The organism is Sphaerisporangium siamense (genome assembly GCF_014205275.1).
GTDB classification, from domain to species: Bacteria; Actinomycetota; Actinomycetes; order Streptosporangiales; family Streptosporangiaceae; genus Sphaerisporangium; species Sphaerisporangium siamense.
On record NZ_JACHND010000001.1, the window covers coordinates 8344959 to 8365686 of the forward strand.

The 20728-nt window shown below is 72.4% G+C and carries 16 protein-coding genes; 5 read left to right on the forward strand and 11 right to left on the reverse strand.

The genetic code is table 11. From position 1 onward, the window contains the following. Positions 1 to 2 precede the first annotated feature (2 nt). The 4 genes from BJ982_RS37515 to BJ982_RS37530 all read right to left on the reverse strand — a co-directional run bounded on the left by BJ982_RS37515 (position 3) and on the right by BJ982_RS37530 (position 4783). A complete protein-coding gene (locus tag BJ982_RS37515) occupies positions 3 to 1883 on the reverse strand; it encodes a serine/threonine-protein kinase (protein ID WP_184888057.1) in 1881 nt (626 codons plus the stop codon). Positions 1884 to 2072: 189 nt separating this feature from the next. After that, positions 2073 to 3290 (reverse strand): NADP-dependent isocitrate dehydrogenase, encoded by a 1218-nt coding sequence (locus tag BJ982_RS37520; protein ID WP_184888059.1) that lies wholly within the window; start codon positions 3288 to 3290, stop codon positions 2073 to 2075. 100 nt (positions 3291 to 3390) lie between these two features. Next, positions 3391 to 3675, reverse strand: coding sequence for a DUF3017 domain-containing protein (locus tag BJ982_RS37525; RefSeq protein WP_184888061.1), 285 nt, complete (start codon positions 3673 to 3675; stop codon positions 3391 to 3393). After that, on the reverse strand, positions 3662 to 4783 hold the full coding sequence (locus BJ982_RS37530) for a citrate/2-methylcitrate synthase (protein ID WP_184888063.1): 1122 nt from the start codon (positions 4781 to 4783) through the stop codon (positions 3662 to 3664). The genes BJ982_RS37525 and BJ982_RS37530 overlap by 14 nt, the downstream gene beginning before the upstream one ends. Positions 4784 to 4965: 182 nt before the next feature. Between BJ982_RS37530 and BJ982_RS37535 the strand changes: the two genes are divergently transcribed. Together BJ982_RS37535 and BJ982_RS37540 are read left to right on the forward strand one after the other, a co-directional pair. Next, on the forward strand, positions 4966 to 5613 hold the full coding sequence (locus BJ982_RS37535) for an FHA domain-containing protein (protein WP_114031322.1): 648 nt from the start codon (positions 4966 to 4968) through the stop codon (positions 5611 to 5613). A 136-nt stretch (positions 5614 to 5749) separates the two neighbouring features. Further along, positions 5750 to 6340 (forward strand): Uma2 family endonuclease, encoded by a 591-nt coding sequence (locus BJ982_RS37540; RefSeq protein ID WP_239123615.1) that lies wholly within the window; start codon positions 5750 to 5752, stop codon positions 6338 to 6340. A 24-nt stretch (positions 6341 to 6364) separates the two neighbouring features. Here the strand turns inward: BJ982_RS37540 and BJ982_RS37545 are convergent, their stop codons facing one another. From BJ982_RS37545 to BJ982_RS37575, 7 genes are all read right to left on the reverse strand, one after another. Then, complete coding sequence (locus BJ982_RS37545) at positions 6365 to 9277, reverse strand: AfsR/SARP family transcriptional regulator (protein ID WP_184888065.1); 2913 nt, start codon at positions 9275 to 9277, stop codon at positions 6365 to 6367. A 258-nt stretch (positions 9278 to 9535) separates the two neighbouring features. Then, on the reverse strand, positions 9536 to 9892 hold the full coding sequence (locus tag BJ982_RS37550; RefSeq protein WP_184888066.1) for a hypothetical protein: 357 nt from the start codon (positions 9890 to 9892) through the stop codon (positions 9536 to 9538). A gap of 79 nt (positions 9893 to 9971) precedes the next feature. Next, positions 9972 to 11363, reverse strand: a complete 1392-nt coding sequence (locus tag BJ982_RS37555) for an FAD-dependent oxidoreductase (RefSeq protein ID WP_184888069.1) — start codon at positions 11361 to 11363, stop codon at positions 9972 to 9974. A gap of 7 nt (positions 11364 to 11370) precedes the next feature. Beyond that, positions 11371 to 11538 carry a hypothetical protein gene (locus tag BJ982_RS37560; protein WP_184888071.1) on the reverse strand — a complete coding sequence of 56 codons (168 nt, stop codon included), beginning with the start codon at positions 11536 to 11538 and terminating at the stop codon, positions 11371 to 11373. A 173-nt stretch (positions 11539 to 11711) separates the two neighbouring features. Then, a complete protein-coding gene (locus tag BJ982_RS37565; RefSeq protein WP_184888073.1) occupies positions 11712 to 14627 on the reverse strand; it encodes an AfsR/SARP family transcriptional regulator in 2916 nt (971 codons plus the stop codon). Positions 14628 to 14778: 151 nt separating this feature from the next. Continuing rightward, the gene (locus BJ982_RS37570) at positions 14779 to 16239 is read right to left on the reverse strand and encodes a multicopper oxidase family protein (RefSeq protein ID WP_184888075.1); all 1461 of its coding nucleotides are present in this window, start codon (positions 16237 to 16239) and stop codon (positions 14779 to 14781) included. Positions 16240 to 16423: 184 nt separating this feature from the next. Then, positions 16424 to 16855, reverse strand: coding sequence for an ATP-binding protein (locus tag BJ982_RS37575; RefSeq protein ID WP_184888077.1), 432 nt, complete (start codon positions 16853 to 16855; stop codon positions 16424 to 16426). A 695-nt stretch (positions 16856 to 17550) separates the two neighbouring features. Here BJ982_RS37575 and BJ982_RS37580 point away from each other — a divergent pair. The 3 genes from BJ982_RS37580 (at position 17551) to BJ982_RS37590 (ending at position 20722) form a co-directional block, all read left to right on the forward strand. Next, complete coding sequence (locus BJ982_RS37580; RefSeq protein ID WP_184888079.1) at positions 17551 to 17994, forward strand: hypothetical protein; 444 nt, start codon at positions 17551 to 17553, stop codon at positions 17992 to 17994. Positions 17995 to 18019: 25 nt separating this feature from the next. Beyond that, positions 18020 to 19183 (forward strand): right-handed parallel beta-helix repeat-containing protein, encoded by a 1164-nt coding sequence (locus BJ982_RS37585; protein WP_184888081.1) that lies wholly within the window; start codon positions 18020 to 18022, stop codon positions 19181 to 19183. 363 nt (positions 19184 to 19546) lie between these two features. Continuing rightward, positions 19547 to 20722: an NAD(P)/FAD-dependent oxidoreductase gene (locus BJ982_RS37590; protein ID WP_184888083.1), complete on the forward strand. Its 1176-nt coding sequence runs from the start codon at positions 19547 to 19549 to the stop codon at positions 20720 to 20722. Positions 20723 to 20728: the final 6 nt, after the last annotated feature.

Sequence of the window (20728 nt, forward strand, 5' to 3'; positions counted from 1 at the left end):
CGTCAGTCGCAGCTCACCGGTGAGGGCATCTGGGTCTCCGGCGTGAAGTGGACCTTCGAGAAGTACTTCCTGAGCAGCGACTTCACCGTGCCGTCCTGGTACATGCGGCTGATGGCCCCCCGCACCGCCTTGCACGTCCGCGTGTCGCCCCGCTTGATCGCCACCGCGTACCGCTCGTCGGAGAGCTTGGCGCCGAGGACGCGGTACCGGATGTTCTCGCGGTCGGCGAACCCGGCGAGCAGCAGGTCGTCGCCGGGGACGGCGTCCACGACCCCCCGCCGCAGCATGTTCATGCAGTCGGTGTAGTTGTCCGCGGCCACCAGCCGCACCTTGACGACGTCCTGCACCATGCCGATCGAGACGTTCGTCCCCGGCGCGCACAACGTGCGCCCCTTGAGATCCTCGATCTTGGCGAACGGGTCGCCGTCGCGGACCAGGACGTCCACGTGCGCGGTGTAGTACGGCCCGGCGAACGTCACCCGCTCGTCGTCGTTGATCGAGTAGGTCGCGATCACGAGGTCGGCCGCGCCGGAGTTCAGCATGGACACCCGCTCGTTCATGCCGGACTCGACGAACGTCACGCCGTTCGCGGGCACCCCGAGCTGCTTGGCGATGGAGGCGCCGAGCTCGACCTCGAAGCCGCGCCAGGTGTCCCCCGAGGCGAGCGCGATGCCCGGCAGCATGTTGCGCATGGCGATCGTCAGCTTGCCCGTCCTGGCCGCCTTGTCCACGACGGAGGTGAACCGCGGCGGCTGCGGCACCTGGGCCGAGGAAGTCTCGGTGGGGTCGGGCAGCGACCGGCCTCTCAGTTCGGACCAGAGGTCGGGCGCGAACCGCCGCACGGCCATGGCGCCCCCGCCGGCGAGCACGGCGACCGCGACCGCGGCGGCGATCCACCTGCCGGGGCCGCGCCGGCGGGCGGGCACCGGGCCGTCCGTCACCGCGGCGGCGGCCTCGCCGCCGCCCCTGGCCGCCGTCCTTCGCCCCCACGCCCCGCTCCGCGGGCGCGTGACCGTCTCGCGGGCGGCCAGCTCGGCGCCCTGGCTGAGCACGGCCGTGGACGCCCCGGCCTCCTCGTGCCGGCCGAGCAGGCGCAGCAGGATGCGGTCGGCGGTCGGGCGTTCCGCCGGCTTCTTGTTCAGGCAGGCGCGGACCACGCCGCGCAGCGGCTCGGGCAGCCCGCCGACCTCGACCTCGTCGTTGAGCACGCGGTTGAGCACCACCGCGATGGAGTTCCCGCCGAAGGGCACCTCGCCGGTGGCGGCGAACGCGACCGTCGCCCCCCAGGCGAAGACGTCGGCGGGCGGGCCGACCTCGCCGCCCGAGATCTGCTCGGGCGCCATGTAGGCGGGCGTGCCGACGGCCCTGCTCGTGATGGTGCCGGTCGAGTCGAGGATGCGGGCGATGCCGAAGTCGACCACCCGGGGCCCGTCGGCGGCCATGAGCACGTTGTCGGGCTTGAAGTCGCGGTGCACGATGCCCGCGTGGTGGATGGCGGTGAGCGCGGTGGCCGTGCCTACGGCCAGCCGCTCCAGCGTGCTGCCCGCGAGCGGGCCCGAGGTCTCGACGCTCTCACGCAGCGACCTGCCGTCGATGTACTCGCTGGCGATGTACGGGGTGTCACCGTCGAGGTCGGCGGCCAGCACGCGGGCCGTGCAGAACGAGGCCACCCGCTCGGCGGCCTTCAGCTCGCGAGCGAAGCGCGATCTCGCGGTGCGGTCACCGCTGAACTTGACGTGCAGCAGCTTGACCGCGGCCCGCTCCCCCGCGTCGTCCTGCCCGAGGTAGACGACCCCCTGCCCGCCTTCCCCGATGCGCCCGGTGAGTTCGAAAGGGCCCAGCCGCCGGGGGTCTCCCCGTTCGAGCGGCCCGAGTTCCGGCATTCCCCGTCCCCGTGTTCCCGTCAAGTGTCGACCATGAGAACTTTACGACTTGTTGGCGTCTTTACACGGAGACGAGACCACGCCGTGACCTGCCGTGTCCTTTCCGCCACCACGCCAAGCCCCCGGGCCCCCCGGACACAAGCCGGCCCCTGCCCGGCGGGAAACCGCAGGCAGGGGCCGATCTCGTGACTAGCCCGCCATCTTCTTCTTCAGGTTCTCGTCCAGGGCGGCGAGGAAGTCCTGGGTGGTGAGCCACTTGGCGTCGCCGCCGACGAGGAGGGCGAGGTCCTTGGTCATCTGGCCGCTCTCGACGGTCTCGACGCAGACCTGCTCCAGGGTCTCGGCGAACGCGGTCACCTCGGGCTGGGAGTCCAGCTTGCCGCGGTGGGCCAGGCCCCGGGTCCAGGCGAAGATCGAGGCGATCGGATTGGTGGAGGTGGGGTTGCCCTTCTGGTGCTCGCGGTAGTGGCGCGTGACCGTGCCGTGCGCGGCCTCGGCCTCGACCGTGCGGCCGTCGGGGGACATGAGCACGGAGGTCATCAGGCCGAGCGAGCCGAACCCCTGGGCGACGGTGTCGGACTGCACGTCGCCGTCGTAGTTCTTGCACGCCCAGACGTAGCCGCCCTCCCACTTGAGCGCGGCGGCGACCATGTCGTCGATGAGCCGGTGCTCGTAGGTGAGGCCGGCGGCCTCGAAGTCGGCCTTGAACTCGGTCTCGTAGACCTCGGCGAAGATGTCCTTGAAGCGGCCGTCGTAGGCCTTGAGGATCGTGTTCTTCGTCGACAGGTAGACCGGGTAGTTGCGGGCCAGGCCGTACCGCATGGAGGCGCGCGCGAAGTCGCGGATCGACTCGTCCAGGTTGTACATCGCCAGCGCGACGCCCGAACCGGGGAAGTCGTAGACGTCGAGCTCGATCGGCTCCGAGCCGTCCTTGGGCGTGAAGGTCAGCGTGAGCGTGCCCTCGCCGGGGATCTTGAGGTCGGTGGCGCGGTACTGGTCGCCGAAGGCGTGACGGCCGACCACGATCGGCTTGGTCCAGGTCGGCACGAGCCGCGGCACGTTCTTGATGATGATCGGCTCACGGAAGATGACGCCGCCGAGGATGTTACGGATGGTCCCGTTCGGAGAGCGCCACATCTTCTTCAGCCCGAACTCCTCGACGCGGGCCTCGTCCGGCGTGATGGTGGCGCATTTCACCCCCACCCCGTACTGCTTGATCGCGTTGGCGGCGTCGACCGTCACCTGGTCGTCGGTCGCGTCACGGTGCTCGATCCCCAGGTCGTAGTACTTGAGGTCGACGTCGAGGTAGGGCAGGATCAGCTGGTCCTTGATGAACTGCCAGATGATCCGGGTCATCTCGTCGCCGTCGAGTTCGACGACGGGACCCGCTACCTTGATCTTGGGCATGCTTGGGGTTCCCCTTCTCAACACTTCTTACGACTAGGCTGACCAACCGGTCTGTTGCTGGACAACGCCGGTTGAGGCTACCGGACCGGGCAAATCCGGCTTACTGCCTACCCATGATCCATTGCACGGCGACGCTGACGGCGGCCACGCCAAGGGCGACGCCGAGAACCGCGGACATGACGGCGTCGGCGCGCCTGCTGCGCACCGCGAGCAGGCTCGCGCCGTCATGGGGGACGAGAAGACGCAGCACGGCGCCCGCGAGCACCGAGCAGGCCACGATGAACGAGCCCGCCCAGGCGGGCAGGCCCATCGCGATCGTCCCAAGGCCGGTGGCCGCACCCACCACGGTGAGCAGGTACGGCCCCCATGCCTTACCGTTCGTCAATAGGTATCCACTTCTGGTCGCGCTCTCCGATGTACTCGCTGTCCGGGCGGATCAGGCGGTTGTCGGCGTGCTGCTCGATCACGTGCGCCGTCCAGCCGGACATCCGGCTGACCGAGAACACCGGAGTGAACAGGTCCGTCGGGATGCCGAGGTAGTGGTAGACCGTCGCGGCGTAGAAGTCGACGTTCGGGTACAGACCCTTCTCCGCGAAGACGACCTCCTCCATCTCCTTCGACATCCGATAGTAGGTGTCGTCCCCGCTCGCCTCGCCCAACTCCTGCGACATCTTGCGCAGGTGCGTCGCGCGCGGGTCCTCGGTCTTGTAGACCCGGTGGCCGAAGCCCATGATCTTCTCGCCGCGCGCCAGCTTGTCGCGCACGGCCTGCGCGACGCCGTCCGCGGGGATGCTCTCCAGCGTGCGCATGACCTGCTCGTTGGCGCCGCCGTGCAGGGGGCCCTTCAGCGTGCCGATGGCCGCGACGATCGCCGAGTGCATGTCCGACAGCGTGGCCGCGCAGACGCGGGCCGCGAACGTGGAGGCGTTCATGGTGTGGTCGGCGTGCAGCACGAGGCAGGCGTCGAAGATCTCGACGGCCCTCGGGTCGGGCTCCCTGCCGGTGATCTGCAGCAGGAAGTTCGCCGCGATGCTCAGCGCCGGATCGGCGTCCCTCGGGGTGACGCCGGTGCGCGCGCCGTGGTAGCGGGCGACGAGAAGGGGCTGCTGCGCCGTCAGGCGCGCCGCCTTGCGGCGGTTGGCGTCCTGCTCGTTGGAGTCCTTGTCGGGATCATCCGCCGAAGCCAGGGAGACGAGCGTGCGCAGGGCCTCCATGGGCGCCTGTGTCTGGGCGATCTCGCCGATGTTGGCCTGGACCAGAGCTCCTAGCTCGCGCCCTCCCACGAGTTCCGCTCCGTAGTCGGCGAGTTGCCGGCGTGTGGGAAGCGTCCCGTGCTGAAGTAGGTGCGCGGTCTCTTCGAAGCTCGTGCGCCCGGCCAGATCATGGATGTCGTAGCCGCGGTAGAAGAGGCGACCGGCTTTGCCGTCGATGTCACTCAGCGCTGTGGACGCGGCGACGACATCGGCGAGACCTTTGGTGGGGTTGTCCGCCATGTGTTGTTTCCTCCGCTTATCTTCGTCCGCAGTCTACCTGTGAGCAGGTAAAACCGGCCGAGGAGGTCCAGACCAATTTCTGCAGTGATTCTCGTTATGGCAAACGAGATTCCCCAACCCCTCGTTTGGGTAAGCCGGAGCTGTAGCGGAAGTAACGGCGGGCTACCTGGGGAGGAACTGCCGTGGAGGGGCCGTTCATACGCGTCGAGGACACCGGCGAGGTCGTCCCGTTGCGCCCCGAAGTCACGACGATCGGCCGAGGCCGAGGCGTCGACGTCAGGCTGGCCGATCCGAGCGTGTCACGGTTGCACGCCGAGTTCGTCCGCCGCGGACCATACCTGTATGTCGTTGACCTGGGCCTGTCCCGCAACGGCACCCGGGTGAACGGGAGGCCGATCGCCCGGAGGGTACTCGACGACGGTGACGTCGTCTCGTTCGGCGCCGCCCGGTGCAGGGTGGGCGGCGTGCCAAGGGAGGACTTCGCCCCCGAGGTCGAGCTGCGCCGGGCCGCCGCGCCCGAGCTCACCCGGCGCGAGGTCGACGTCCTCACATCCCTGTGCCGTCCCGCGCTGTCGGACGAGGCGTTCGTCGCCCCTGCCACGGCGCGCGAGATCGCCGACGACCTCGTGGTGACCGAGGCGGCGGTCAAGCAACACCTGCTCCGGCTGTACCAGAAGTTCCGCATCCCGGAGGGCATCAACCGCCGAACGCGGCTGGCCAACGAGGTCGTAGCCCTCGGCCTGGTCCGCCCCACCCCGGTGGTCCCCCCGCAACGCACCGCCGGCCCCGGCGAGTCACCCCCGCAAACCGCGGGCCGCCGCGCCTCGTAGAACAATCCCCCGACGCCCTGGGCACGCCGCCCGGGGCGTCAGGCTTGCTCTTGATACGCGCACCGACGCGGGCCGTGTGAGTCCGCGACAAGCGGAAGTCGCGGTACGTGAGCAGTCAAGTCGCTAGCGTGAGGGCGTGACAGAGCATCCCCTTGACGTGGGAACAGAATCCCTGTGGCCGGTGCCCCCCTCCGGCGGCCACACGGTGGAAGATCTCGTTCACCTCCCGGATCTGCCTTCTCACACCCAGTTGATCGACGGCAGCCTGATCTTCGCGGCTCCTCAGACCGCCTGGCACTCCGTGGTGCTCGACCTCCTGGGCAGGGTCCTGCGGGAGTGCTGCCCGGCCGAGTACCGAGTGCGCCGGCAGACATACGTCATGCTCGGTCCTCGCCAGTGTCCGGAACCGGATATCATGATCATCAGCTCCAACGCCGCGCATGCCGACACCGGCGTCTGCCGACCGGCCGATGTGCTGCTCACGGTCGAGGCCATGACACCGGACTCCGAACTGCGCGACAGGGAACGTAAACCCCAGTTGTATGCCGAGGCAGGCATTCCGCACTTCTGGCGAGTCGAGCGAAGCTCAGGGCCCGCGACGGTGTACGTCTACGAATTGGACCCGGCCACCCGCTCGTACGCCCTCATGGGCATTCACCACGACAAACTGCACCTCTCGATCCCGTTCGAGATCGACGTCGACCTCGCCGAGGTCGAACGACTCTGAGTCTCGATCCGCGTAGCCGGCCGATCAAGTGTTTCCGAGAAGGTTCGACAGGAAGGCCGTCAGTTCCGGGAGGGACAGTTCGCGTCCCCGGGCCGCCGCGGATTCGTAGCGGTCGGGGGGGAGGGACTCTCGGACGGCGGTGGCCTCGCGGGGGCCGTCCAGGGGGTCCATCAGCTCGGGGGAGAAGCCGACTCGGCGGCCTACGGCCTCCACGCCGCCCATCAGGACGGCGGCCTCCTCGGCGTGGCCGGTGAGCGTGAGGGCGTGGGCGGCGGTGTGCAGGAGGACCAGGCGGGATGTCACGTCCTCGTGGCGGTCGAGGGCGTCGACGATGCCGGTGGCGATCCGCAGGGCCCGCCGGCCGTCGCCGGCGTCGCAGGCGGTCTTCATGCCGGCCCACGCCGCGGAGCCCGCCGCCCAGTCGTGGCCGCAGGAGTTCGCCGTCGCCACGGCCTCGGCCAGCACGGCGGCGGCCCCGGGAAGGTCTCCGAGGACGCGGGCCAGCATCCCCCGCACCATCAGGGCCTCGGCCACCAGCCAGTCCTCCCCGGCGCGCCGCGCGAGATCGACGGCGCCGCGGGCCAGCGCCGGGGCGTCGATGGGCATCCCGGCGAGCACGCCGAAGTGCGTCTGGTAGACGCGGGCGGACGCCTCGACGACCAGGTCACCGGCCTCCCGGGCCTCCGCCTCCGCCAGCAGGACGGCCTCGTACGCCTCGCGCGGCCGCCCGGCGAGGTAGCCGAGCCCGCTGACGGCGAGCCGCGCACGGCCGCGGACCCCCGGCTCGGCGTCCGGGGCCGCGGCGAACGCCCTGTCCATCCAGGCCAGGCCCTCGGCGATGTGGCCCATGCGGTACCAGAACCAGTACAGCGCGCCGCCCAGCCGCAGGGCGTAGACCCCGTCGCCCTCCTCCAGCGCGGAGGCGAAGGCCGCGCGGAACTCGGGTTGCTCCCGGGTCAGCCGGGCCAGCAGTTCGGCGGCCTGCGGGCCGTGCAGGCGGCGCTCCGCGCTCTCGGCCCGCGCCAGCGCCCAGGCCCGGTGGCGGCGCCGGGTGCCCGCGAGGTCGGCCACGTCCAGCTCGCGAAGCGCGTACTGGCGCAGCGTCTCCAGCATCCGGTAGCGGCGGGGCGCCGTGCCGGGTTCGACGGTGACCAGGGACTTGCGGACCAGCGCCGACAGCGGGCGCAGGACCTGCGGCTGGCCACCGACCGCGCCCGCGGAGTCCAGGTCGAACCCGGCGGCGAACACGCCGAGCCGGTGGAACAACCGCCGTTCGTCGGGTTCGAGCAGCTGGTGGCTCCAGGCGACGGCGGCCTCCAGCGCGCGGTGCCGCGCGGGCAGGTCGAGCGGACCGTCGACCAGCACGTCGAAGCGGTGCTCCAGGGCGTCGGCGATCTGCCCGACCGACAGCACGCGGCACTGCGCGGCGGCCAGCTCGATGGCGAGCGGGATGCCGTCGAGGCCGGCGCACAGCACCGGGATCCGGTCCAGATCGCCGGGGTCGGGGGACCAGGCGGGCAGCGCCGTGGCGACCCGGCTGCGGAACAGTTCGCTGCCGTCCCCGGCGGGGTCGAGCGGCGGCACCTCGTAGACCGCCTCCCCCTCCACGCCGAGCGCCTCGCGGCTGGTGGCCAGCACGCGCAGGTCGCGGCAGCGGCTCAGCAGGACGCCGATCAGCGCGGTGACCGCCTCCAGCAGGTGCTCGCAGTTGTCGAGCACCAGCAGCAGCCGGCGCGCGGCGAGCACGGCGGCCAGTTCGTCGGCGGAGGACGGCCCCGGGACCCCGAGGGCGGCGGCGACGGTGGCGGGCAGCAGGTCGGCGGAGGTCAGGGCGGCCAGTTCCACCATCCACGGCCCGTCGGCGTCGCCGGTGCGGCGCCGGGCGAGCTCCAGCGCGAGCCGCGTCTTGCCGACCCCGCCCGGCCCGGTCAGCGTGACCAGCCGGTACTCGGCCAGCAGGCCCTCCACGGCCGTGATCTCGGCGGCGCGGCCCACGAAACTGGACAGGGCGAAGGGCAGGTTCCCCGGCACGGGACGGGCGCCCGTGGCGGCGGATGCTCCCCCGCCGTCCGGCGTTCCCCCCGCGTCCGATGCCTCCCCGCCGCGCTCGGCGTACCTCGGCCCGGCGGCGCCCCTGAGGCGGGCGGGTGGAGGGTCGAGGCGCGGGTCCTGGGTGAGCACCGCGGTCTCCAGGTCGCGTAACGCGGGACCCGGGTCGATGCCGAGCTCGTCGGCGAGCCGCTCGCGCGCCGCCCGCAGCGCGGCGGTGGCGTCGGCGCGCCGTCCCGACCGGTACAGGGCCAGGGTGAGCAGTTCCCAGCCGCGCTCCCGCAGCGGCTGCTCGGCCACCAGGGCCTCCAGCTCGCCGGCGGCCGCGGCGTGCCGTCCGAGTTCGATGGCGGCGGCGAGCCGGTCCTCCTGCGCGCCGGCCCGCAGGTCCTCCAGCCGCGCGGCCTCGGGCACCGCGAACCCCGCCTCGGCGAAGTCGGCGTAGGCGGGGCCGCGCCACAGCCCGGCCGCCTCGGTGAGCAGTTCCTCTGCCTCCCCCGGCCTGCCGCCGCCCAGGGCGCGCTTCCCGGCGACGGCCAGGTCGGCGAACCGCTCGGCGTCCACGGCGGCCGGGCCGGCCCGCAGCGCGTACCCCGGGCCCTCACGGACGAGGAGCCGGGGCGGCGCGCCGGACCGCCGCCCGGGCTCAAGGGCCCGGCGGAGCTCGGAGACGTAGGCGTGCAGGGTGGTCGGGGAGGGCGGCGGGGCGTCCTCCCACACCTCGGCCATGATCCGCTCGGCGGAGACCATGCGCCCCCGGGCGATCAGCAGGACCGCGAGGACCGCCCGCTGCCGCGGACCCCCCAGGCCGACGGCCCCTCCCCCTGCCTCGGCCCGCAGGGGGCCGAGCACTCCGAACCGCACAGCGGCGGGATCGACCCCGGCCATCGGCCTCCTCGCGGCGCTCGTGGAGATCGTGAGATCTTCTGCGAGGGTAACCGAAGGGGCACGGCCTCAGAAGGGGTCGATCACCAGGCGGATCGGGCTCGTGCGAGCGGACCGGGCCGAGACGTGCGCGCGCCTCCCCCCTTGGCGACGTCACCGCAGGTCACAGCCACGGTTCGGTTTTTCGTGGTGCCCCCCACCATCAGGGCATCCGCAGGACGGCTCCCCCCTCGGCAACCGTCCTGCCCGACGCGCGGTGGTTCAGCCCGCGCAGGTGGCCTTGACGGAGACGTACACGCGGACGGCTCCCCCGTTGGTGGCGGTCACGGTCAGCTTGTCGCGGCTGAAGGCGTCGGAGGTGGTGTCCAGGCTGGTGCCGACCGACACCGCGGGGCCGGCGGTGACGGTGATCGTGTCTGTCAGCATGGTCGGCGCGTACGAGGGGCACATCACGAGGAACGACCGGGTGGCGCCGGGCTCGACCCAGACGGCGTTGCCGGCCTTGGCCGTCCCCGCCGCGGAGGCCGGGAGGGCGGCGACGGTCAGCCCGCCCGCGACGGTGGCGGCGGCCAGGGTGACGCCGGCGGCGCAGCGCTTGATCGTGAGAGCGTTGATCATGACGGTGTCCTTTCACTCCGGTCCCGTTCGGGACCGGCTGGGGATTTCAGGGTTCCGCTCCGGATTCGGGCGGGGTGTTTCACTGACCGGCCGGGACACGGTCCCGGGCCGGAGTCTTGTGGCGGGCGCGGCCGGGACGCGGCCGGAGAACCCGGGCCAGGACGCCCGGCGACAGCAGCCGCTGGGGCGGGGCCTGCAGGTTGGCGACGCTGAGGAAGGCGTGCCCGACCGCCGGGTCCGCCCCGGCGGCCACGTGCAGGCGCGCGATGTAGGCGTTGAGCAGCTTGAGGCGCAGGGGACGCGGGCCCTCGACGGACGGGAAGCGCAGGTCGCCGCCAACCGATATGTCCCAGGCCACGTCGATGATCCGCGCGGCGCGCCCGTGGAAGCGCCGGGCCAGGCCGTCACGTCCGCCCGGCGCGGCCAGGCATTCGCGCAGCGCCACCGCCTCACAGGCGGCCACGGTCATGCCCTGCCCGTAGGTGGGGTTGAACTGGCACAGCGCGTCGCCGAACACCAGGTAGCCCTCGGGGAAGCGGCGCAGGCGCTCGTAGCGGCGGCGGACGCTCACCGGGATGCGCATCAGCCGGGGATCGCCGAGCGGTTCCAGCCGTTCGAGGAGGCGGTGCAGGTCCGGGACCGGGAGCCGGGCGGCGAACCGGTGGTAGCCGTCCGGGTCGGTGGGCGGGATGTCGTCGCCCATGCCGTACAGCGTGACCAGCCAGCGGTCGCCCTCCCCGCTCAACGCGACCCCGCCCCGGGGGACGGCCGTGCCGTGCCCCACGATCATGGCGACGACCTCGGCGTCGCCCGGCCGGCGCCGGTACTCACGCGAGACGTACACCAGCCGCGAGTCGACGCGCTCCTCGGCCGCGGGCTCGTATCCCAGCCGGCGCAGCCACTCGGTCCCCCGGTTGCCGCGGCCCGTGGCGTTCACCACGAGGTCGGCCTCGATCTCCTCGAACTCCCCCGGCTCCCCCGGCCGGCCGGGACGCGCCACGCGCACCCCCGTGACCACGCCGGGCCGTACGGCGACCGGCTCGACCACCTCGCGGCGGTCCTGGATCACCACGCCGGGCAGGGCCTCGACCCGGGACCGCACGTACCGTTCGAGCAGCGGCCTGCTCACCGACAGGCCGCGCAGCCGCGACGACGCCGGACGCAGCAGCAGCCCGTCGTTGTACCAGTGGACGTCCCGCTGGATGTCGCACGGCACGGCGCCCGCGGCGACCAGGTCGTCGAGCAGGCCGGGGAACAGCTCGTCGAGGATCTCGCGGCCCCGGGACAGCAGCCCGTGCGCGTGGTGGCCCTGCGGCACACCCCGCCTCGGGACGCCCTCCCCGGGCAGCGCGTCACGGTCGAGCACCGTGACGCGGTCGAAGGACTCGCCGAGCACCCGGGCGGCCAGCAGCCCGCCCATCCCCGCTCCCACGACGACGGCGTGCCGCGCGGGGCGGCCGATGCCTGTCATGGCGTCCTCACCCCCACTGGGAGGGGTCGCCGGTGACGGACCACGGCGACGGGTCGCCCGCCGCGGACCACTGGGTCGGATCGCCGCCGGCGGCGTGGGCGGCCGTGCCCAGGCCCAGCAGGGCCGCCAGGGCGATCCCGGCCGCCGCCGCCGTGCGGATGATGCTCTTGCTCACGGTTCACCTCGTTGTCCGGATCGTCCGGCCGCCCTGTGCCGGGCGGCGTCGCGTTCACGACAACGAGCATGCGGACGGCCGCTTGGCGGCCGATGGGAACCGGCTTTCCCAGCGGATTCCAAGCGCCCCCGCCGATGCTTGGAGGCACGACAGGGGCGCGGGGGCCCGCGGGATCAGGGGAAGGTGATCAGGTGACCGAGCAGGGCGCCGGCCTCCTGGCGGGACAGCGTGCGGCCCCGGGCGGCGTGGCGCGCGTACTCCTCCGGCGGCAGGGCCTCGCGGACGGCGGCGGCCTCGCGCGGGCCGTCCAGCGGGTCCATCAGCTCCGGCGAGACGCCGGCCCGCGCGCCGATCGCCTCCACGGCCCCCATGAGCACCGCCGCCTCCTCGGCCTTCCCGGCCAGCACGAGCGCGCGGGCGGCGCTGTGCACCGTCACCAGCCAGAAGGAGATGTCCCCGTACCGGTCCATGGTGGCGAGGATGCCCCCCGCGACGGCGAGCGCCCGTGCCCCGTCGCCCCGGTCGGAGGCGGTCTTCATCTCGCACCAGGCGGCCCCGTCGGCGGCCCAGTCGTGGCCGCTGGCACGGGCCGCGGCGATGGCCCGGCGGAACACCGCCTCGGCGGCGGGCAGGTCTCCGAGGGCCCGCAGGGTCATGCCCCGCGCCATGAGCGTCTCGGCCTCCACCCAGTCCTGCCCGGTGCGCCGGGCCAGCAGGACGCCCTCCTCGGCGAGCGCGGCGGCGCCGTCCGCCACCCCGGCGAGCACGCCGAAGTAGGCGGCGTACGCGGTCGCGAGCGACTCCGTCACCGGGTCGCCGGCCGTACGGGCCTCCTCCAGCGCCGTCCGTACGGCCTGGTGCGCCTGGTCGGGCCGCCCGGCCATGTACCGCAGCCCCGCCACGGCGAACCGGGCCCGCGCGCGGACGTCGGCGGCGGCGCCCGGGGCCGCGGCGAACGCCTCCGACAGCCAGGCCAGGCCCTCCCCCACGTAGCCCATGCGGAACCAGAACCAGAAGAGCGCGCCGCCCAGCCGCAGCGCGTACTCCCCGTCCCCGAGTTCCAGGGCCGAGGCGAACGCGGCGCGGAACTCCGCCTGGTCGCGTCCGAGCCCCTTCAGCAACGCCACCGCCTGCGGGCCGCGCAGGTGGCGTTCGACGTTCTCGGCGCGGGCCAGCGCCCAGACGCGGTGGCGTTCCCGGGCGGCGGCGCGCTCCTCGGACGGCAGCGCGGCCACGGCGTAGTAGCGCAGCGTCTCCAGCATCCGGTAGCGGCGCGGCGCCGTGCCGGGTTCCACGGTCACCAGCGACTTGCGGACCAGCGCCGACAGCGGGCCGAGCACGGGGGCGACGCCGCCGACCGCGGCGGCGGCCTCCAGGTCGAAGCCGCCTTCGAGCACGCCGAGCCGGTGGAAGAGGCGGCGTTCGCCCGGCTGGAGGAGCTGGTCGCTCCAGGCGATGGTGTCCACCAGGGTGCGGTGGCGGTCGGGCCGCCCGGCGGGCCCGGCGACCAGCAGCGTGAAACGGTCCTTCAGGGCGTCGGCGATCTGGTCGAGGGACAGCGTGCGGCACTGCGCGGCGGCGAGCTCGATGGCGAGCGGATTCCCGTCGAGCCGCGCGCACACCGTCTCGATCGTCTCCCGGTCGCCGGCCTCGGGGATCCCACCGGGGAGCGCGGCGGCGGACCGGCGCAGGAAGAGCTCCGTGCCTTCGGTGGCCGCGTCCAGGGGCGGGATCTCGTAGACGGCCTCCCCGGTGATGCCGAGGGACTCGCGGCTGGTGCACAGCACGCGCACGCCGCCGCAGCGGGCCAGCAGGGTGTGGACCAGGTGGGCGGCGTGGACCAGCAGGTGCTCGCAGTTGTCCAGGACGATGAGCGTGCGACGCCCGGCCAGCATGGCGGCGAGCTGCTCGGGCGACGAGGCGGAGGGCAGGCCCAGGGCCGCGGCGGCGGTGGGCGTGAGCAGTTCGGGGGCGTGCAGCCCCGCCATCTCCACCAGCCACGGCCCGTCGGCGTCGGTACGGGCGCGGGCCGCCTCCAGGGCTAATCGGGTCTTGCCGGCCCCGCCGGGTCCGGTGAGCGTGACCAGCCGGTGCGTGTCCAGGTACGCGCCGACGGCGGCCAGGTCCCGGGTGCGCCCGACGAAGCTGGACAGGGCGAACGGCAGGTTCCCCTGGCCGGACGCACCCCCGGCGGCCTGTCCGCCGGAGGCCGGGGGCTCCGCCCCGGTCGCGGGCGCGTCGGCACTGGCGTTGGCATCTGGGCCGATCCCGGCCTCCGCCTGACTCCTCCGCCCGCCCGCCCGTGCCGGCGGGTGCAGCGCCGGGTCCTGGGCGAGGATGGCGGCCTCCAGGTCGCGCAGACCGCGCCCCGGGTCGATGCCGAGCTCGTCGGACAGCCGCCGGCGTACCGCGCGCAGGGCGGCGAGCGCGTCGCCCTGCCGTCCGGACCGGTACAGCGCGAGGGCCAGCAGTTCCCAGCCGCGCTCGCGCAGCGGCTGCTCGGCGACCAGCGCCTCCAGCTCGCCGACGGCGGCGGCGTGCCGCCCGGCGGCGATGATCGCGGCGAGCCGGTCCTCGTGGACGGCGGCCCGCAGGTTCTCCAGCCGCGTCGCGTCGGGGGTGGCGAAGGCTGCGCCGCCGAAGTCGGCGTACGCGGGCCCCCGCCACAACGCGAGCGCCTGCCCGAGCAGGTCGGCGGCCCGCTCGGGGTCGCCGCCGTCCAGCTCGCGCCGGCCGCGCGCGGCCAGGTCGGCGAAGCGTTCGGCGTCGACGGCGGCGGGGGCGGCGCGCAGCGCGTACCCGGGCCCGTCACGGACCAGCAGACTGGGCGGCGCGCCGGGGGCCCGTCCCGGCTCCAGCGCGCGGCGCAGATCGGCGACGTACCCGTGCAGGGTGGTCGGCGAGGGTTGCCGGGCGTCGCTCCACACGTCGGAGAGGATGCGGTCGGCCGAGACGATCCTGCCCCGCGCGATCAGCAGCAGCGCCAGCACCGCCCGCTGCCGCGGCCCGCCTAGCCCCGCCGGCCGTCCGCCCACCTCGGCCCGGAGCGTTCCCAGTACCCCGAACCGCACGCCCTCGGCGACGCTCACCGCAGCCTCCCTGATGCCCGCCGTGACGATATCCGAATCATCTACGTCTGCGAAGAGGCTGAATTCGGACGTGCGTCCGGCATCGTCCCGGAGGCTTCCGCCGGCGGCGCACGAAAACGGACGGCACGGCGGGGCGCCGTGGCGGATCAGATCAGGGAACGACCTCCATCTGGGCCATCATGCCGAGGGACGAGTGCTCCAGGAAGTGGCAGTGGTACACGTACCGGCCCAGGTAGTTGCGGAACGTCGCCTGGACGCGCACGGTCTCGTTGGCCGGGAGCTGGATCGTGTCCTTGAGCCCCGCGTCCCACGGCTGCGGCGGGGCGCCGTTCCGGTCCAGCACCCGGAACTGCACCAGGTGCATGTGGAAGGTGTGCTCGATGCCCTGGGCGCTGTCGCCGTTGGTCAGGGTCCAGATCTCCGTGTCGCCGCGCTTGATCCGGAAGTCCACCCGGTTCGGGTCGAACTGCTTGTCGTTCACCAGGCCGAAGACGTCGGTCTCGGTGTACCCGAAGCGCATCGAGACCTCGCGCTGCACCGTCGCTGTGGGCATCGGGGGCAGCGGCCTGAGCACGTCGGGAACGCGGCTGTCGTCCCGTGCCTGCCGCACCACGTCGAACCTGACCACGGGCGTGCCGCTGCCCGCGTCGGTGAGGACGACCTGGGTGCCGACCGGGTAGCGCCCGAAGTCGACGACGATGTCCGCGCGCTGCGCCGACCCGAGGACCAGCTCGGTCAGCGGCACCGGCGCGGGCAGCAGCCCTCCGTCGGAGGCGATCTGCTGGAACTCCGTACCGCCGAGGCTGAGCCGGAAGGTGTACTCGTTGGCCCCGTTGACGAGCCGGAACCGGTACTTGCGCGCCGCGACGGGGAAGTACGGCTGCGACCTGCCGTTGGCCAGGATCGTCGTGCGATCGTAGGGGCTGAAGAAGACCAGGCCGCCGTTCTCGTCGAACTGGGCGTTGCGCAGGAAGATCGGCACGTCGTAGGGCCCGTCGGGCAGGCGCAGGCGCCGCTCGGCCGGGTCGTCGATCACGTACATGCCGTGCAGGCCGCGGTAGACGTGCTCGGCCTCCATGTGGTGGCTGTGGTCGTGGTACCACAGCGTGGCGCCCTGCTGGGCGTTCGGGTAGTCGTAGCTCCGGAAGCGCCCGGGGTCGATGGTGTCCATCGGGTGCCCGTCGCTGATCGCCGGTACGTGCGCGCCGTGCAGGTGCACGTTGGTCGGCCGGTCGAGCCGGTTGACGAACACGACCTTGGCCGGGCGCCCGGTCCGCGCGCGGATCGTCGGGCCGACGAACGTGCCGCCGTAGGTCAGCACGGGGGTGGTGAGCCCGGGGAGGATCTCCAGGTTCGCCGGCTGCACAGCGATCTTGTAGACGTCGTGGTCGCGTCCCGACCAGGCGGGGCGCAGTTCCTGGGGCACCGGCATCCGCATCGAGAACGGAGCCCCCGTGGACCGCGCCGCGGCCCTCGGGGCGCGCGGGATCAGGTCCTCCCTGCGCAGCGGCACCGTGTCGTCGGCCCCCTCGGCGGTGAGCCGTGAGAACGGCAGCACCATCGCACCACCGGTGATGGCGCCGAGCGCCAGTAATCGTCGCCGGTTCAGCATCGATCTTCCCCCTATCACGTGACGGCCGGGCGGCGGCGCTCCCGGCCGCACGCCGGACGACGCCCAAGGGAACGCGCGTTAGGGAAGAATCTTGCATCGACGCCTCGCGACGTCTTCTTCCAAAGTGCCTGACCGCTTCGGTGATCCGTCACCGCACGTCCGCGCCCGGCGCCGGCCGTGCCGATCAGGTGGTGGACACCTGAAACCACACGACGTGACCGTCCGGATCCGCGCGCCAGCCCCAGGCGCTGGCGAGCTGGCACACCAGCCAGAGCCCCCGCCCGCCCTCGGCGTTCTCCCCCACGTCCCTGTGGACGTACGGGTGGGCGCTCGCCCCCTCGTCGATCACGTCCACCTGGATCGCGCGGCCGTGATCGGTCAGCACGACGGCGAGCCGCCCGCCCGGATGCCGGCCGGACCCGGAGTACCGGATCGCGTTCGTCACCAGTTCGCTGACCATCAGCACCGCGTCGTCCAGCTCCGGACAACGGGTCGTCCGCAGGATCTCCCTGACGAACGCCCGCGCCAGCCCTACCGACGCCGCCCTGCCGGGAAGCTCCACCCGCCCCAGCAGATCCGCCGTCGCCATCACCCCGATCTCCGGCATCGCCGTCATCGCCCCGACCTCCATATGCCCCCTGGCGGACCGCGCCATGGTATGCGTGGTCCCGTACTTAGCATGGCATTTCTCGTTGAATGGTGTAAATCAGTTTGTTTGGCGGATTCACCATGCCCAGGTGGCGCCGGGGGTGATATTCATGATCGCCTGCGAGAATGCGAAAACGGGCCGGATTTTAACGCGATAGGGGACCACCCAAAGGGCGCGGCGGACGCACGCGCGGGGCGCAGGGCCCCCACGCCGCAGCCGCGCCCCCTACGCCACCCCGCGGCGACGGGATCCTACGGGCTCGCAGGCAGGCGAGCACCCCCGAACCAGGGAGAGATAACCCTTGACCCGCCCGACCAAACGCCGAAATAAAGTCATTAATTGGACAGCATTTCCCCCTCGCCAACCCATATGCCTCTCGCCATACTGGGACGGTTCTCGCCCATCCATCCCTCTCGCCACAGAGCCCGATTTACGGGTTTGGAACGGTACAAAATTTTCCCACCAGCCCGGACTTCGTCATGTCTTCAGACGTCGCACATCATTCGCGACTTTTGACTTCCGAGCATGAGGAGATCCGACTCCTCGCATCCGAAGAAGGTTGAAAGAAGAAACGTCCCCGAAGGCAAGGAAGAAAACTGAACATGATTCGATTAAGCCGTGCGGACCGTCCTCCCCGCCCCTCGCGACAACGCGGGCGGCGTGTGGGCCGGCCCCCCGCCGCCGTCCTCCTGACCGTGCTCGCCCTCAGCCTCGGCCAAGCCCCCACCACGGCCGCCCACGCCGCAGCGACCATCGGATGGGGATGCGGGCTCACCCTGACCACCAGCGTCACCCTCACCGAGGACCTGGTCCGCGCCGGCCGCGGGCCGATCATCGGGGCCGACGACATCACGATCGACCTCAACGAACCTCTTCACGAGGAACGGCCATGCCCCGAGCGGGCTCACCGACCCGCAGGGCGTGCCGGTGCGCGGAGCCTCCACATCGGCTTCACCGCCGGTTCCCGGCTCACCGTCGCCGACAACACCGGCACGCGCAACGCCGGTTACTTCGTCTACGCCCCGCCCGGCACGGTGACCGACGGCGGCGGCAACAAGGGACGCCCCTGCGGACCCCAGCCCACACCGGCCGTGACCTGTCGCTGACGGCCCTCTCTCGACTAGGAGTGACATGCGAACGAACCGATCGGCGCGGGCGGATCACGGCCCGCGGTTCTCACGTACGTTCGGCAGGCGGGGGTGGGCGGGCTTCGCCGCCGTCCTGCCGGCCGCCCTCACCCTCAGCGGCCAGGCCGCCGCCGCGGCGGACCCCGCCCCCACCCCGGCCGCAGGATGCGGGGTCACCCTCACCACCAGCGTGACCCTCACCGAAGACCTGGTCTGCGCCGACAGGGCCCTGCTCATCGGCGCGAACGACATCACGATCGACCTCAACGGCCACACCATCCGCGGCCCGGGCACGGGCACGGGGATCTCCGCCGACTATTTCCGTGACGTCTCCTGGACCAACATCACGGTGAAGAACGGAAAGATCGAAGGTTTCCCGACCGCCATCTACTACGCGAACGTGACCGGGGGCGCCGTCACCAATGTGCAGGCCGGAGGCCAGATCCGCCTGGAGGCCGTGAAGGACCTGACGATCAGCGGCTCGTACCGCCGGTGCGTCCTCGGCTCCTTCCACTCGTGGCACGGCCGCGTGACGATCGACCACTGCACGCTGCACGGCGTCACCCGCAACCTGGAATCCGCGACGACGGTGAAGAACAGCAGGCTCATCTCCGGCCAGCTCCGGTTCAACCAGTCCGACAACAGCACCATCGTCGACAACGTCCTCGACGACTATCCCGTGAGCATGGGGACCGAGAGCCGCGGCAACGTGTTCAGGAACAACGTCTTCAAGAACGCCGACATCGCGTTCGAGACAGGCGGCGCCATCCGCCCGAACACCATAGAAGGCAACACCTTCAAGGACAACTCCATCGGCATCACCGGCTATCTCTTCAGCGAGAACATCACCGGTAACCGCTTCATCGGCAACCGCACCGCCGGCATCTACCTCGGGGACTACGCCCAAGGGCCGAACACCATCACCGGGAACACCTTCACGAGAAACGGCCACGACCCGAGCGGCCTGACCGACCGCCAAGGAAACCCCGTACGCGGCGGCATCCACATCAGCCCGCGGCAGCCGCCCGCGTCACTCACCATCACCGGCAACACCGGACGCCACAACGCCGGCTACTTCATCTACGCCCCGCCCGGCACCGCGACCGACGGCGGCGGCAACAAGGGCCGTCCGTGCGGTCCTGAGCCGTCCGCGGTGACCTGCCGCTGACGGTGCGCGGAACTCGTCACGGGGGTCACGCGGACCCGTCCGGTCCGGCCCGCCCAGGGAGGACGCCGGCCGGGCGGCATGGACGGGTGAGCGAGGATCAAGAGATCTCCGACCCCCGTGACGCCCCGGGCCCGTGCCCCGGTCGGTCGGCCTCCTGGCCGGCTCGGCGGCGCTGATCGCGGAAGGCCGCCGCGACGGGCCCGCGTGGCGTCGTAACGGATCACCCACGCGACGACGGCATTTCCCGGCCCGCGTGGTCCCCTCGCGGTACAGTGCCGCCGAGGCCACGGGTGTGTGACCTTCATGAAGGGCCGCGCCTCGCTTACTGTCGGAGCAGGGGACGGCGAAGCACAGGGAGCCTCGGTGCCTGAGACCTGCGACGTCGCGATCATCGGTGGTGGTGTGATCGGCTGCGCGGCGGCACGCGCGCTCGCCTCGCGGGGCCGCACCGTCCTGATCGTCGACGCGGCCGACCGGCTCGGCTCGGGCGCGTCCAGCGCGGCCATGGGCGGCATCCTCACCCAGACCGAGCCGTCCTGCCTGGGGCCGCTCAGCGCGGTCATCAAGCACAGCCGCGACCTCTACCTCGGCTGGCTGGACGAGCTGACCTCGGTGTCGGGGGTGGACGTCCCGGTCCTCCAGGGCGGCGACATCCAGGTCGCGCTCGACGAGACCGAGATGCGGCGCCTGGAGGACGAGGTGCTGCCCCGCTGGACGGGCTCGCCGTTCGAGGTCGTCCGCCTGACCGCCGCCGAGGCCAGGGAACGGGAACCGATGCTGAGCGAGGCCGTGATCGGCGGCTTCCTGCTGCCCGAGGAGCTGGCGCTCGACCCGATGCTGCTCATGGAGTCGCTGACCACGGCGCTGAAGGCCGGCGACCTGCCGATCCGCGTGCGGACGGGCGCGGCGGCGACGCGGGTGGCCTCCACCCCGGGCGGCGCGGAGGTCCGCCTCCGCGACGGCGACCGGATCGCGGCGGACGCGGTCGTGGTCGCCGCCGGTCACCACAGCCCGGCCCTGCTGCCCAGCCACCGCGCGCACCTGTTCCCCATCAAGGGCGAGGCGTTCGACACCCGCCCGCCCGGCGCGAAGGGGTACCCGCTGCGCCACCACATCTTCACCGAGTACAGGGACGGCGACTTCGAGGCGTTCCCCTACCTGGTGCCGCGGCACGACGGCCGGGTGGCGATGGGCGTCACCTACGAGCCGTGCGTGAGCGACACGACCGCGACCGCCGCGGCCCGCGAGCAGATCATGCGCGGGGTCGCGGCCCTGATGCCCGAGGCGGCGACGTGGCCGGTCGTGCGCCACTGGGCCGGCCTGCGCCCGGGCAGCACCGACCACATGCCGATCATCGGCCACGTCGACGACCACGCCCGCGTCCTCGCCGCCACCGGCCACAGCGGCCTCGGCATCACCCTCGCCCCCGCCACCGCCGAACTCGTCGCCACCCTCATCGCCGGCCACCCCACCCCCGAGACCCGCCCCCTGCTGGACATCTGCCGCCCCGACCGGGAGTTCGTGCCCCCCGCCACCTGAGCGGGA